The organism is Shewanella sp. 10N.286.48.B5 (assembly GCF_002874355.2).
In the GTDB taxonomy this organism is placed as follows: Bacteria; Pseudomonadota; Gammaproteobacteria; order Enterobacterales; family Shewanellaceae; genus Shewanella.
Genome location: NZ_MCVG02000001.1, coordinates 1675981 through 1689937 on the forward strand (window position 1 = coordinate 1675981; position 13957 = coordinate 1689937).

Sequence of the window (13957 nt, forward strand, 5' to 3'; positions counted from 1 at the left end):
AATTAAACCACTTTAAAACTAATCAATTTGGCTTCTTCAGCAAAAAAGCGATAAAAATCCTCTTGCTGATCTTGCTTGCCAACAAATGCTACCAAGGCTTTTTTGTCGGTGCCTTTTACCAGTTCTCGTATTTGAGTTAAGCGTTTTACAAAATTTGTCTTTACCGCTTCAGGCCATGCACTGGTTTGAATTTTGACAACATAGGGTCTGAGGTTTTTATTCTTATTATCCACTTTTTGCCACCAGCCAGCGGATAACTTAATCATAATATAGTCAGCTTCAACTTGTGGTTTATCCCATGCTAAGGTGCTGTAAAACACCTTGGTATCATTATTGTCAGTTTGAAAACGAAACTTTTGCTTGCCTACTGGGTTAATGATTTTTGTGAAAATCTGCCCATATTGGTTTCCCTCAACCCCTTCAAATGAAAGCGCCCTGTCACGATCGTAAGGAAAGTCAAAATACTGATCGACTATGCTTTGAAAAGAGCTGGTCAGATAATTCGCTTTACGCTTACTGCTTACAGTTTTCGCGGCCTTCGACCTTGTTAATTGATTAACATCATCAGCGGCAATCTCGGTAGTACTCACCGCTTTAACGGACTTTGCGGCGGTTAAAGTAAACCGATTTGGATAGGCTAACGGAAAGCCTTCATCACTGCTCAGCCGTGATGTTTTGCCTTGCTGCTTAATTTTACTGCTGGCTTTAGCGTAACAATGCTGCTCATGTTCAACGTTTTTTGAGGTTTTAAAATAAGGTCTACGTAAGTTAACCGCTTTTTTGTAAGAGCAAGGTATAAGCGCCACAGCGCATTCATCGCAAACAAAATTAAGTGATTTTACATTGTCGAGTATATAAAGCTCTTCGTTGGTGACTAATCTATCTAATTGCAAACAGCGAGCATCATCCATATTTAATCTCATTTAACTTAACATTTTCTTTCATAATCAAGCTTATCCGTTGTTATGCTAACGTAAATTTTAGTTAATTGTTAATATAAAATACAGTTGTATGGCGCAGTGTAGTTGATTACAGTAGACAGATAGCTTTTTAGCCGTAATCCGTATTCATTAGCGACACGGATCTGCTATTCGCCTTAATCCTATTACCGAGGCAGATTATGAAACCAAGCACTTTTATGGCATGGATCACCCGTATGCCATTGTTAGAACGTTGGGCTTTGATGCATTGTTTTCAAAAAGAAAACGTATCAGAGCATTGTCATCAAGTCGCTGTGATTGCGCACTTATTGGTGGTCATTAAAAATAAACGCTTTGGCGGTAAGCTAAATCCAGAAAAAGCGGCTACCATCGCCCTTTACCATGAAGTATCAGAAACCAAGCTCCAAGATATCAACTCCAACACCAAATATCACAGTCCTGAATTTACCAAAGCCTTTAAAAAGCTTGAAGATCTGGCTGAAAAAGAATGCTTAGCCTCGTTACCTGAAGATCTGCGTGAAGAAATGGAGCCACTATTAGTTCAAACCCAAGTCGACCCAGAATACAAAGCTATCGTCAAAGCCGCAGATATTTTACAAGCCTATGTGAAAACCATGAATGAGCTACGCTTTAACAATGACGAGTTTCAACATGTAAAAATTAACTTGGATAAAAAGCTTAAGCAAATGGAACAAGATTTACCTGAAGTAAAATGTTTTATCGAAATTTTCCTCGATAGCTGCACTTCCACATTAGATAAATTGACTGAAAACGAATTAACTAACTGATGCTCACACAGTAAAGGATGATCAATGTCAGACAATGAAATACACAGTAGTGATGTCACTGAAAATGAATTAGCTGCCATCAATGACAAACAAATGAACGCTGATATTGAGGGCAGCACTAAGATAAATCCATGGCATGAACGCCGCCTAGGTGAAGATAAATTACGCCGTAATGATCACCGCAGTCCGTTTCAGCGTGACAGAGCAAGAATACTGCACTCAGCCGCCTTTCGTCGCCTACAAGCTAAAACTCAGGTACACGGCATTGGCATGAACGATTTTTTTCGCACTCGTTTAACCCATTCATTAGAAGTATCACAAATAGGCACAGGCATCGCTGCCCAGCTTAAACGTAAATTCCCTGACATTGAGCAACTATTAGATTCAATGAGCTTAATAGAGTCACTATGCTTAGCCCATGATATTGGTCATCCGCCATTTGGTCACGGCGGTGAAGTGGCCTTGAACTATATGATGCGCCATCACGGCGGATTTGAAGGCAACGGTCAAACTTTTAGAATTTTAGCCAGACTTGAACCCTACACCGAATACTGGGGCATGAATCTAACCAGGCGAACCTTACTTGGAGTGTTAAAGTATCCCGCTTTATATAGCCAGTTACATGTCGATTTAGGTCACCCAGAAATAACCAGCCACAGACAATTAAGACCTTCACAGTGGCCATCGGTAAAAGGCCTTTTTAACGATGACAAAGATATCTTCGATTGGGTGCTTTCAGGTTTGAGTGTAAATGATAGAAACCGCTTTATCAGCATTAAAAACAGCACTAATCAACACTATCCTCACCACAGAACCCAGTATAAATCTTTTGATTGCTCCATCATGGAACTGGCGGATGATATCGCTTATGCAGTCCATGATTTAGAAGATGCTATTGTCATGGGCATAGTCACGCCTTTGCAATGGCAGCAGGATGTCGCTGACAAATTAAGCCAAAGTAATGACCCATGGCTTAGTCACGAATTTACCCATATCGCAGATAAATTATTTTCCCATCAACATCACTTACGTAAAGATGCCATAGGTACCTTAGTGAATGGTTTTGTCACTGCCATTAATATCGAGCAAGACGACAAATTTGATGAACCTTTATTAAAATACAATGCCAGCCTAGAGCCTGACTTTGCCATCGCATTGCATACTTTAAAACAATTTGTCTATAAGTACGTTATCCGTAAACCTGAAATGCAAATGCTCGAATACAAAGGCCAACAAATTGTCATGGAATTATTTGAAGCCTTTGAGTCTGATCCACAACGTTTGCTGCCATTAAACACTCAAGAACGTTGGTTACATGCCAAGGAGAATAACCTTAATCCAATGCGAATTATTGCAGATTATATTTCTGGAATGACCGATGAATTTGCCGGTAAGTTGCATCAGCAATTATTTGGCCCCAAGTCTTCTGGCATTTTTGAGATTAGCTTAGAAAGATAACCTTACTTACCTATCAAGATGAGACCCCTGTGTTAGTGGCTTTGATGAGCGTTAAGCATCTAAAGTCACTAACACTGTAATAAAACTTCAATTTACTTCCAGCCAAAGCACACTCAGTTAGCATAAATTTTTATTCTATTAATTCAAAGGTAAAACACTCTTAGTGAATTAACCGCCAGCTTTGCTGGCATGATAATAATCACTTAACTAAGCCTTTTTGTGTAATTAAATTACCATTCGTAGTAATTTGTGCTGTGGATCACGACATATATACCGCTAAAGGAGTAATTTTATCACGTAGACGCTAATAATTTGCCAAGGTCACAGCTATAACAGCTGCTAAGAGTTGTTAACTAAAACGCTTTAGTTAACAATTTTTGAGGACGTAATGATGACTGTCAACAACACCGAACAACTTGAGCTACTGGTAGAGCGAGTCGCTAAAGCGCAGAAAGAATATGCTAATTTCAGCCAAGAACAAGTCGACAATATATTCAGAGCAGCAGCGCTTGCCGCCACTGATTCTCGTATTAAACTTGCTAAAATGGCAGCAACTGAAACCAACATGGGTTTATTAGAAGACAAAGTCATTAAAAATCACTTTGCATCTGAATATATATACAACAAATATAAAGACGATAAAACCTGCGGTATCATCGCTGAAGACATCACTTTTGGCACCATCACCATTGCCGAACCTGTAGGGATAATTTGCGGCATAGTGCCCACAACTAACCCTACCTCAACTGCCATTTTCAAAGCGCTGATTAGCCTTAAAACCCGTAACGGTATTATATTCTCGCCACATCCAAGAGCCAAGCAATCCACCACGACTGCAGCACGTATTGTTTTAGATGCCGCCGTTGCCGCTGGTGCACCCAAAGACATTATCGGCTGGATTGACGAACCTTCAGTGGCGCTGTCTAACCAACTTATGACACACGATAGCATCAACCTTATCCTCGCAACTGGCGGCCCCGGTATGGTTAAAGCTGCATACTCATCGGGTAAACCTGCCATTGGGGTTGGTGCGGGTAATACCCCAATCGTGATTGATGAAACCGCTGATATAAAACGCGCAGTAAGCTCAATCCTTATGTCAAAAACCTTCGATTACGGCGTCGTGTGCGCCTCAGAGCAAGCCATCATCGTGGTAGACAGTATTTATGAGCAAGTTAAACAACGCTTTGAAACTCATGGCGGTTACCTGTTATCCGATTCAGAGACCGCTGCCATGCAAGAGGTTATTCTTAAAAATGGTGGGTTAAATGCTGACATCGTTGGTCAAAGTGCCCCAACCATTGCCAACATGGCAGGAATTACTGTCCCAAGCTGGACTAAGGTATTAATTGGTGAGGTGACGGATATCAATGAAGCTGAAGCCTTTGCCCATGAAAAGTTATCACCACTTTTAGGTATGTACCGCGCCACTGATTTTAATGATGCCATGGACAAAGCTGAAGCATTAGTGACATTAGGCGGCATTGGTCATACCTCAGGGTTATACACTGACCAAGATGGCCAAGTAGAAAGAGTTAAAGCCTTTGGTTTTAGGATGAAAACTGCGCGGATATTAATAAACACTCCAGCATCACAAGGAGGTATTGGCGATTTATATAACTTTAAATTAGCGCCATCACTGACTTTGGGCTGTGGTTCATGGGGCGGTAACTCAATATCTGAAAACGTTGGCCCAAGCCATTTAATTAATAAGAAAACTGTCGCTAAAAGGGCTGAAAATATGTTGTGGCACAAACTACCCTCTTCAATTTATTTCCGCCGAGGCAGTTTACCCATTGCATTAGAAGAGCTATCAACTAAAAAACGCGCCTTAATTGTCACTGACAAGTTTCTGTTTAATAACGGCTATTGCGATGAAACCATTAAAATCTTAAAAGCTCAGGGGCTTGAAACAGAAGTATTCTATGACGTTGAAGCGGATCCTACTTTAGCCATTGTGAAACAAGGCGCTAAAGTTGCTCAAAGTTTCCAACCTGATGTCATCATAGCATTAGGTGGTGGTTCGCCTATGGATGCGGCTAAAATAATTTGGGTATTGTATGAACATCCTGACGTTGATTTTGCTGACTTAGCTTTGCGTTTTATGGATATTCGCAAACGTATTTATAAGTTCCCCAAATTAGGGGTTAAAGCGCAAATGGTGGCAATACCGACCACCTCTGGCACAGGCTCAGAAGTGACCCCGTTTGCCGTGGTAACCGATGAAGTGAGCGGCATGAAATACCCTATTGCTGATTATCAACTCACTCCTAACATGGCAATTGTCGACCCCAATTTAGTAATGGATATGCCAAAGTCATTAACCGCTTTTGGTGGCATTGACGCTGTAACTCACGCATTAGAAGCTTATGTTAGCGTGATGGCAAATGAATTTAGTGACGGTCAGGCCTTACAAGCACTGGAATTATTATGTGAGCATTTACCGGCAGCTTATGAACTGGGCGCTAAAGCCCCCATAGCCAGAGAAAAAGTCCATAACGGCGCCACTATCGCAGGTATTGCCTTTGCTAATGCTTTTTTAGGCATTTGCCACTCAATGGCCCATAAGCTCGGTGCTGAGTTTCATTTAGCCCATGGGTTAGCAAACGCATTGTTAATCAGTAATGTTATTCGCTTTAACGCCACCGATATGCCGACCAAGCAAGCTTCTTTTAGTCAGTACGACCGCCCAAAAGCCTTATGTCGTTATGCAAAGATAGCTGAAACCCTAAAGCTTGAAGGTATTGACTCAAACACCACTGATAAAGACAAGGTAGCATTGCTAATAAGTAAAATAGAACAGTTAAAAACCGCAGTCGGTATTCCGACATCTATCAAGGAAGCTGGTGTTAATGAAGCCGATTTCTTAGCCAAATTGGATGAATTAGCCGAGCACGCTTTTGATGATCAATGTACTGGCGCCAATCCGCGCTTCCCGCTTATTAGTGAGTTAAAGCAGATATTATTAGATAGCTTTTATGGTAAGCCATATCAAGATAACTAATGGCTATGTTCTAGTTGCTACTTTTCGGCACTGGCTCTGGTACAAGTCTACACAAGCTAGAGTTATAAAAGAACTGGCTTGAACAGTAGCGATTAATTAACCGCTGATACAATATTGATTATCATCAAATGTATCAGCGGTATTTTTATTTAATAATTTACTGTTTACCTTTGCTTTATTAGTGTCAGTGAGCCATCCAGATGCACATCACGTTGTGGATATGCCACCACAATATTGTTTTGCTCTAATAATTCATCCAGTGCAAAACGAATATTACTTCGCGTCACCCTTAACCCCCCTTCTACAGTGGAGTTAATCCAAAAGTTAACTTCAAATATTAGCGCGTTGTCACCAAAGTCTTCAAAACTCACCACAGGTTTAGGCTCAATTAATACCTCTTTTTGTGCGATAGTTGCTTCATATAACAAATCTGCGACAACTCTTGCCTTAGTCCCATAAGCTACGCCAACCCGCACATTTGACCTGACTAAATTATCAACTAGTGTCCAATTCACCACAGTGTTTTCTAATAACGTGCTATTGGGGATCAACAAGTGAACGCCATCAACCCGTCTTATACGAGTCGAACGATTATTAATGGCTTCGACTATGCCTTTAGCACCTTCAACTTCAAGAAAATCACCAATTTTAGTGGGGCGTTCCCACATTAATATCCAACCACTAATGAAGTTGTTAATAATGTTTTGCGCGCCAAAACCAAAACCGATTGCAATGGCACCGGACAAAAATGCAAATGCGGTAATGGGCACATTAATTAAATCAAGCGAAGTAATTAATAATATTGCAATGGCGATGACATACAATATACGTTGCAACAGATGGATAATATTAGGGTCAGTCTTTTTAGACGTTAACCGCTTAGTGATCAGTTTTACTAGCAATTTAGTGATGAACAAACCGACAATTATGATCACCGGAATGATCAATAACCCACCTAAGGTAATTGGCTGTTGTGCAACAGTAAACACTGTCAAATTTAGCCATTGTTCAACTTGTACGAAATCCATTATTGCACCTCGTCGTTATTACTAAACCTGAATTCATATTTAGATTCAAGATCCTAAATATACCGCTGACGGATCCACTAAAAACCGTGTACCTAAAGCTTCACGACCAAATAGCATTAAATAACTCATGTCTGAGCGATCGGTAAGGGTAATTTCAATCGACCACTTTTGTTGCCCAAGAACTACTGGCGTTTTAATCACATAACGTTGCTCCGAGGTGCCATTAGATGACTTAATTTTACGGATATCACTAATAGGAGCATGGCAGCTTTTTACCGTATCAACATTATGTGAATCTGGGTGAATATCAAACGAGACACAATGCTCGCCATCTATCAGCACCTTTTTAATATTATCTACATGTAAAGACGAAGTTTTAGCCCCTGTATCTACACGTACTTGTAACTCGGTGATACCCAATTTAGGCAGCGCGATATACTCTAAGTTGCCAATAATCGTTTTATTTTTCATATCGAAACTCATTAATTTACAGAATCTGGTAATAGTTGTTCTTGAACATTTTCAATGTGTTCAGCAATTTTTTCATCATTTTCGCTAAAGTAAGCAATATGAAACATGGCTTCACCTTCTTGCACTAGCGGTATGTTTTGTTTACCGATTAATATTCCAGAGCGTGATGCGATCACCGAGTCAATCACTTCGCCATAGGGGCTACCAATTTCAGCCAAAACTTGCCCTTTAGTAATTTGTTCACCCAAATTAGCAATGTTATGCACAATCCCACTGGCATTGGCACGTACCCACTGACTGCCGTTGGCGATAAATGGGGCGCGCTTTTTCTTTGCTTTTGATGATGATTTTCTAATCATGCCTAAGTGCTGCAACACATTTAAAATGCCTTTCATGCCTGCACGTATTGAAAACTCATCAAATCTTAGCGCTTCACCTGCTTCATACAAGAGGATTTTGGTTTCATTCTTAACAGCTGACTCCCTTAAAGAACCATCCACTAGGTTTGAATTTAAAATAACCGGCACGCCAAACACTTCGGCAAGTAGTTTGGTTTCCTCATCGTCCATATCCGCTCTAATTTGCGGGAAATTAGAGCGGTGTATCGCGCCAGTATGTAAATCGATGCCGTAATCACAATGTCTAACGATTTCATTAAGAAATATATGTGCTACCCGCCCAGCTAATGAACCTTTCGCAGAGCCAGGAAAACAGCGATTTAAATCCCGTCTATCTGGCATGTAGCGGCTTTGATTCACAACCCCATACACATTGACCATAGGTACAGCTATGAGGGTCCCTGAAGTGATCTTAAATTTATTTTGTTTAATTAGCCTTCGTATAATTTCAATGCCATTTAATTCATCACCATGTACCGCCGCACTGATAAATATTGTTGGCCCCGGCTTTTTGGCACGGATGATATGTACCGGTAAAGAAACATCAGCATCGGTATATAATTTTGCTACCGGTAGCTCTATTTTGCGCTGCTCACCGGGTAGAATGGTAAAATCGCCAATAATTAACTTATCCATAATGACGTCCTAATCAGCCTTTACCACGGGTTTTGTTATTATGGGGCTTGGCATTCTTTTCTAAAAATTGAAATACCATTGACGCGACATCTTTACCCGTTGCCGTTTCAATACCTTCAAGCCCTGGTGATGAATTAACTTCCATCACCATAGGGCCATTTTGTGAGCGCAGTAAATCAACGCCGCATAAGTTTAGCCCCATAATTTTGGCTGCATTAACTGCTGTTTCACGCTCCTCTTTAGATAACTTAACCACTTCAGCTGAACCACCGCGGTGCAAGTTGGAACGAAACTCACCTTCTGCCCCTTGGCGCTTCATTGCCGCAACAACCTTACCGCCAACCACTAAACAGCGAATATCGGCACCACCAGCTTCTTTAACAAATTCTTGTACCAAAATGTTGGCTTTTAACCCCATAAAGGCTTCGATAATGGCTTCAGCAGCTTTAGCGGTATCAGCAAGAACCACCCCGATACCTTGGGTGCCTTCTAGTAGCTTAATCACAACAGGCGCACCACCAACGTTTTTAATCAAATCTTTGATATTGTCAGGCTTGTTAGCAAAACCGGTACGTGGTAAGCCAATGCCTTTACGTGACAATAATTGCAATGAACGTAATTTATCGCGAGAGCGACTAATGGCGACAGATTCGTTAATATTAAAGGTGCCCATCATTTCAAATTGCCTGGCCACAGCTGTACCGTAAAATGTCACTGATGCACCAATACGCGGGATCACAGCATCATACATAGGAAGCTCTTTACCATCGTAGCGCAAGGTTGGTTTGCTGCTGGTAATATCCATGTAGCAATGTAATGTATCAATAATATCCACTGTGTGGCCCATAGCTTCACCGGCCTCTTTTAAGCGGCGAGTTGAATATAAATTTGGGTTTCTTGATAGAATGGCAATTCTCATAATATGTCCTGAACATGTTTCTTTTATTGCACAAAGGTGCTGTAATTCGCTGAGTGTAAGAGTATCTCTCTCATAAATATAACGTTATATTTTGATGTGTTTAATTAAAAAATTTAATCACAGCTTTTAAAGGATTTTGATGAAAGTAGAATTATTAAAAACATTTTTAGAAGTTAGCCATACGCTACATTTTAGAGTCGCTGCCGAAAATTTGTTTATCACTCAATCTGCTGTCAGTGCCAGAATCAAGCTTTTAGAAGAGGACTTGGGGGTGTTACTGTTTGATCGCAGTAAGAAACACCTCAAATTAACCCCTGAGGGTAACCGCTTAATTAAGCATGCCAATGAGCTGTTATTGATGTGGCAAAAAGCCAAGCAAGATGTGGGGATTGCTGAGGGTGATAACCACCAACTGGCCATAGGTTCTATCATGTCTATATGGGATATCGTCCTACAAGGCTGGCTCACTAAAATTCACCTCAATATCGAAGGGATGAGTTTATTAACCAGTACCCTATCGCCCGTTGAATTAAGAAAAAGCCTGTTAAGTCGCGTTATTGATGTGGCCTTTTTATTCGAGCCGCCTTATGTAGAAGATCTTGTCATCACTAAGGTTGCGACTGTGCCGTTATACCTAGTGAGCACAGAATCAAATCGTGCCAAACAAAAGTCGACATTAGCAAACTACATTATGGTGGACTATGGTGAGTCGATTAACAGCCAATACCGCCGCAGTTTTCAAGACTCACCGCCAGCAAAACACTCGATGAACCAACCAAGGATTGCACTTAATTTTTTATTGGATGTCGGTGGCTGCGCCTACCTGCCAAGACAAATGGCGTTTGAACATATTGAAAGCAATAGACTTTTTATTGTCGAAGATGCGCCGGTTTTTTCTCGAGAAATTTATGCAGTGTATTTAGAAAAAGGCCATAAAGTCGATATTATTGAACAAACGCTACAGCTATTTCCCTACCTTAAAACTTGATTTTAAATCAGTGAAACAGCAAGGCAAAATTAACAGCTGGCGTGATTTTAGTCTGCTACTCACAAAGCCCAACAAGGATAACCATGGACAGAAGAGCGTTTTTAACAGCTTTGGTAAAAGGCAGTGCCGTGGTTGGCGCTGGTGTGACAATTGCAGGTACAGTGACTTGGTTTAGCATCAGCCCAGCACCTCGGCCATTGACTATAGATAATATATTATCTCAAATAGCGCAATTGCTTGCTGCAGCCGTCATTGGCAACAACCCAGAGCAAGCAGCAAAGGCTACTTTAAGCACGACATCAGCAGGTTGGGATTTAAACCAAATTTTTACTCATTGCGCCCAGAGTGTTGAGTATTCTATGACAGGTTATCCCCAGCAAAAAGCAGAGATTTTTAAACACACTATTGGGGCTAGCGCATTTGCTTTATTCAGTGCTAAAGGCAAGATGACTCATAACCTTGCAGAAGTCATACCCGGTGCACCTTTAATTTCAAAGCAGGCTGATTATTTGCTAGCCCTCAAAAGGTTGCAACAATCGCTCGTAGATTTTCAGCAATATAACGGTCATTTACAGCCCCACTTTGCTTATGGCAAGCTCAGTAAACAAGACTACGCCCTTGCCCATGTAATGCACTTTAATAATCATATGCAGCAAATACAGCTGCGCACGTTAAGCTGAAACTATATAAGGTCAATAACAGCCATTATATTGGCCTAGTGTCAGCAATTTGGTTTAACGAGACCTAGTGTTAGTTCACCAATAAGCGCATCTGGTTGATCGACTCCAATATATACACTATCAATACCTTTAATAGGCTCAACTAAGGTTAGTTTGACATTGGGAGCGCCAGAAAAGTTAAAGCGTTTTATCGTTTCAGCACGTCGAATGGCTAATTTGTTGGGTTCGACAGTTTTAATATTACTTAAATCAATGCTAAAGCTATTAAACACTCCGTAGCGAATATGTAATTTATTCTGAATTATGACGCTTGCTCCTGAGCCTGAATTTAAATCTGCGAGGCCAAGCTCAGCTTGAGTGTTAGGGTTGTAATTATCAGTGACTAATGAGGCTGCACAAGTCTCTATTGTGATCGGTCTGCGTGACATAGCACGGTATTCAGCAATAAAGAATACTAAACTCACCAAGGTTAATGCCGTTACCACATTAGCGCTGAACGCTGAAAACATAAAATGAACCAGTAAATGCATCAGCGGTATTTCAAACATTATCATCATTATAAATCCTAGCGCGTTAGACTGATTACCGTCTTTATGATGATAACTAAATTGTGAATCACCGTGATATGTTGACGGTTTGATTAAATGGCCACACAAAAAGAAGCTCCAAACTCTGGCTTCAAAAATCATGATATCGGCTACCAAGTTATTACCAAATAAAGCACTAATTGGCTGCATAATTGCAATATCAGGATCAACTCCTGATTTAAGCGCCGTTTTTATGGCAAATATCACGCAGGTAATTGAAAATACCTCAATTAATACAAATACCGTCAGTAACAGGTAACGGATCTGAGTTAAATAAGGCCATAATATTTGTTGCTCTGAGGGAATAATATAACTGCCAAGCAGTATTAAAATAGCAAAATAACCGAGTGCCTTAACGAGTGCTAACTTGGTAGATTTGATACACAAAAAGCAAATTATGGGTAAAATGATAGCAGCGTCAATGAGTAACAACCAATCGAATTTTGCTGCGCCATAATCATTAATCCACATATCGTTTTGATAAAATAAAAACCAGGCAAACGATAGAACTAGCAGACTAATAAAAGGGATTTTGGAAGCTAATGGCCATGTTCGCATTCGATCACTCCTTAATTAACACTGTTTTCTTAGCAAATAAAAACCTATCAGTGGCCATCTTCTGACCATCGACGATATGATCTTGGGTAAAGCTGGTGACAATTTCAAAATCATATTGGCAGAGCAAAGACGCTATAAATTCAGGTTGATAAAAATACATATGTAGCTTGTCACCTTCAGCAGACTCTTGCACACATGATTGACTGTAATCATCTTGCATAAAACCGATATAGACTAACGCTTGTGCTGTGGATACCTTAGCTAAAGATTCAATAAAAGGCGCTATATCAGTTTTTGCAAGATACGGCAGACAAAATGAGCACAGCAGTACATTAAATCTATTATTTGTTGCCGCAATCTGGCGAATATCGTTAACCTCAAATTTCCCCGTCGGGTTTTGCTGCTTGGCAATCGTTATCATCGCCGTAGATAAATCTATTCCACTGATATTTATCGGGACATTTCGTTGCTGAGCTAATGCTTGTTGCAAATACAAACTGGCGTTACCTGGTCCGCAACCGATATCGTATACAGAAATACCCGTTTCTGTTTTAAATGCCGATTTAGAACTAGATTCAATGTTGAATTGAGTGTCTATTAACGCAGCAAAACGATTAAGACTATCAGCATATAAGGCACAATCCATGTATTTTTGCTGATATTTATCAGCTGCTTTGTCAAATACGTTTACCGTTTGCTGGTACTTGTCCATTTAAAGAAGTGTCCATTTTTATAATGTTAATTCACCAGTATTAATTTATACACTATAAAATTGATGATCGGACTTATTTTAAAAACAAAAAAACCACTCGAAAGTGGCTTTTATTAATCGTTAGTTAAACGCTCGGGTTATAAAGCGCCGATGGCATCTTTACAGAGCTGGGTAATACGACCCCAATCTTCTTGTTCCATTGCATCAGTAGGCGCTATCCAGCTACCACCAATACAATCAACATTAGCTAATGCTAAGTAATTTTTATAACTTGTCGGCGTAATACCGCCTGTTGGACAAAAACGAATATTCGCCAATGGACCCGAGAAGGCTTTCAGTGCATTAACGCCGCCAGACGCTTCAGCTGGGAAGAATTTAAAATGGGTGTAACCCAACTCCATCCCCGCCATGACTTCTGAGATGCTCGCAACACCTGGAATTAACGGCACATTACCACGCTTAGCTGCTTTTAACAGGTCAACGGTAGCACCTGGCGTAATAATAAATTGTGAACCCGCATCTACAGCTTGCTGCAGTTGCAATTCATTTAAAATAGTACCTGCCCCCACTAACGCCTCTGGGACTTCTTTAGCAATCAATGCAATGGCTTCTAAAGCACATTCTGTGCGTAAAGTGACTTCTAAAACACTGATGCCGCCCGCTACTAATGCTTTAGCTAACGGTACTGCATGCTCAATTTTATTGATAACCATTACAGGAACAATCGGGCTGCGTTTAAAAATATCTTGTGGCTGTAACGTCCAGTTATTCTCAAGCATTCGAGTATCT

Annotated in this window: 13 protein-coding genes; 5 read left to right on the plus strand and 8 right to left on the minus strand. The window is 40.5% G+C overall.

Annotation, left to right across the window (positions count from 1 at the left end):
- Positions 1 to 2: 2 nt before the first annotated feature.
- Positions 3 to 911 carry a hypothetical protein gene (locus BCU57_RS07275; protein ID WP_102435510.1) on the minus strand — a complete coding sequence of 303 codons (909 nt, stop codon included), beginning with the start codon at positions 909 to 911 and terminating at the stop codon, positions 3 to 5.
- A gap of 209 nt (positions 912 to 1120) precedes the next feature.
- Here BCU57_RS07275 and yfbR point away from each other — a divergent pair, with 209 nt between their 5' ends.
- The 3 genes from yfbR to adhE all read left to right on the plus strand — a co-directional run bounded on the left by yfbR (position 1121) and on the right by adhE (position 6191).
- Positions 1121 to 1729 carry a 5'-deoxynucleotidase gene (yfbR, locus tag BCU57_RS07280; protein WP_102435511.1) on the plus strand — a complete coding sequence of 203 codons (609 nt, stop codon included), beginning with the start codon at positions 1121 to 1123 and terminating at the stop codon, positions 1727 to 1729.
- A gap of 93 nt (positions 1730 to 1822) precedes the next feature.
- A complete protein-coding gene (locus BCU57_RS07285) occupies positions 1823 to 3187 on the plus strand; it encodes an anti-phage deoxyguanosine triphosphatase (RefSeq protein WP_102435644.1) in 1365 nt (454 codons plus the stop codon).
- 391 nt (positions 3188 to 3578) lie between these two features.
- Complete coding sequence (gene adhE / locus BCU57_RS07290; RefSeq protein ID WP_102435513.1) at positions 3579 to 6191, plus strand: bifunctional acetaldehyde-CoA/alcohol dehydrogenase; 2613 nt, start codon at positions 3579 to 3581, stop codon at positions 6189 to 6191.
- A 164-nt stretch (positions 6192 to 6355) separates the two neighbouring features.
- On the opposite strand, the gene BCU57_RS07295 is transcribed toward adhE, so the two are convergent.
- Genes BCU57_RS07295 through rimK form a run of 4 tightly spaced genes read right to left on the minus strand, consistent with a single transcriptional unit; the run spans position 6356 to position 9643 of the window.
- Positions 6356 to 7219, minus strand: coding sequence for a mechanosensitive ion channel family protein (locus tag BCU57_RS07295; RefSeq protein ID WP_102435515.1), 864 nt, complete (start codon positions 7217 to 7219; stop codon positions 6356 to 6358).
- A 45-nt stretch (positions 7220 to 7264) separates the two neighbouring features.
- The gene (locus BCU57_RS07300) at positions 7265 to 7690 is read right to left on the minus strand and encodes an ATP-dependent zinc protease (protein WP_102435517.1); all 426 of its coding nucleotides are present in this window, start codon (positions 7688 to 7690) and stop codon (positions 7265 to 7267) included.
- 11 nt (positions 7691 to 7701) lie between these two features.
- Entirely contained in the window at positions 7702 to 8724 is a 1023-nt protein-coding gene (locus tag BCU57_RS07305) for a succinylglutamate desuccinylase/aspartoacylase family protein (RefSeq protein ID WP_102435519.1), read from the minus strand.
- 13 nt (positions 8725 to 8737) lie between these two features.
- Positions 8738 to 9643, minus strand: a complete 906-nt coding sequence (gene rimK, locus BCU57_RS07310) for a 30S ribosomal protein S6--L-glutamate ligase (RefSeq protein ID WP_102435521.1) — start codon at positions 9641 to 9643, stop codon at positions 8738 to 8740.
- Between the two features lie 139 nt (positions 9644 to 9782).
- Between rimK and BCU57_RS07315 the strand changes: the two genes are divergently transcribed.
- Positions 9783 to 10631 carry a LysR family transcriptional regulator gene (locus BCU57_RS07315; protein WP_102435523.1) on the plus strand — a complete coding sequence of 283 codons (849 nt, stop codon included), beginning with the start codon at positions 9783 to 9785 and terminating at the stop codon, positions 10629 to 10631.
- 83 nt (positions 10632 to 10714) lie between these two features.
- Positions 10715 to 11311, plus strand: coding sequence for a DUF1569 domain-containing protein (locus BCU57_RS07320; RefSeq protein ID WP_102435524.1), 597 nt, complete (start codon positions 10715 to 10717; stop codon positions 11309 to 11311).
- 41 nt (positions 11312 to 11352) lie between these two features.
- Here BCU57_RS07320 and BCU57_RS07325 read toward each other — a convergent pair whose 3' ends face one another.
- From BCU57_RS07325 to BCU57_RS07335, 3 genes are all read right to left on the minus strand, one after another.
- Complete coding sequence (locus BCU57_RS07325) at positions 11353 to 12456, minus strand: hypothetical protein (protein ID WP_102435526.1); 1104 nt, start codon at positions 12454 to 12456, stop codon at positions 11353 to 11355.
- A gap of 4 nt (positions 12457 to 12460) precedes the next feature.
- Entirely contained in the window at positions 12461 to 13168 is a 708-nt protein-coding gene (locus BCU57_RS07330; protein ID WP_102435528.1) for a class I SAM-dependent DNA methyltransferase, read from the minus strand.
- Between the two features lie 137 nt (positions 13169 to 13305).
- On the minus strand, positions 13306 to 13947 hold the full coding sequence (locus BCU57_RS07335) for a bifunctional 4-hydroxy-2-oxoglutarate aldolase/2-dehydro-3-deoxy-phosphogluconate aldolase (RefSeq protein WP_102435530.1): 642 nt from the start codon (positions 13945 to 13947) through the stop codon (positions 13306 to 13308).
- Positions 13948 to 13957: the final 10 nt, after the last annotated feature.

Coding starts and splice junctions, on each gene's coding strand:
- BCU57_RS07330 (WP_102435528.1), bottom strand. CDS start 13,168: ATGGACAAGTACCAGCAAACGGTAAACGTATTTGACAAAGCAGCTGAT.
- BCU57_RS07305 (WP_102435519.1), bottom strand. CDS start 8,724: ATGGATAAGTTAATTATTGGCGATTTTACCATTCTACCCGGTGAGCAG.
- BCU57_RS07335 (WP_102435530.1), bottom strand. CDS start 13,947: ATGCTTGAGAATAACTGGACGTTACAGCCACAAGATATTTTTAAACGC.
- BCU57_RS07300 (WP_102435517.1), bottom strand. CDS start 7,690: ATGAAAAATAAAACGATTATTGGCAACTTAGAGTATATCGCGCTGCCT.
- BCU57_RS07325 (WP_102435526.1), bottom strand. CDS start 12,456: ATGCGAACATGGCCATTAGCTTCCAAAATCCCTTTTATTAGTCTGCTA.
- BCU57_RS07275 (WP_102435510.1), bottom strand. CDS start 911: ATGGATGATGCTCGCTGTTTGCAATTAGATAGATTAGTCACCAACGAA.
- BCU57_RS07295 (WP_102435515.1), bottom strand. CDS start 7,219: ATGGATTTCGTACAAGTTGAACAATGGCTAAATTTGACAGTGTTTACT.
- BCU57_RS07285 (WP_102435644.1), top strand. CDS start 1,823: ATGAACGCTGATATTGAGGGCAGCACTAAGATAAATCCATGGCATGAA.
- BCU57_RS07320 (WP_102435524.1), top strand. CDS start 10,715: ATGGACAGAAGAGCGTTTTTAACAGCTTTGGTAAAAGGCAGTGCCGTG.
- yfbR (WP_102435511.1), top strand. CDS start 1,121: ATGAAACCAAGCACTTTTATGGCATGGATCACCCGTATGCCATTGTTA.
- adhE (WP_102435513.1), top strand. CDS start 3,579: ATGACTGTCAACAACACCGAACAACTTGAGCTACTGGTAGAGCGAGTC.
- rimK (WP_102435521.1), bottom strand. CDS start 9,643: ATGAGAATTGCCATTCTATCAAGAAACCCAAATTTATATTCAACTCGC.
- BCU57_RS07315 (WP_102435523.1), top strand. CDS start 9,783: ATGAAAGTAGAATTATTAAAAACATTTTTAGAAGTTAGCCATACGCTA.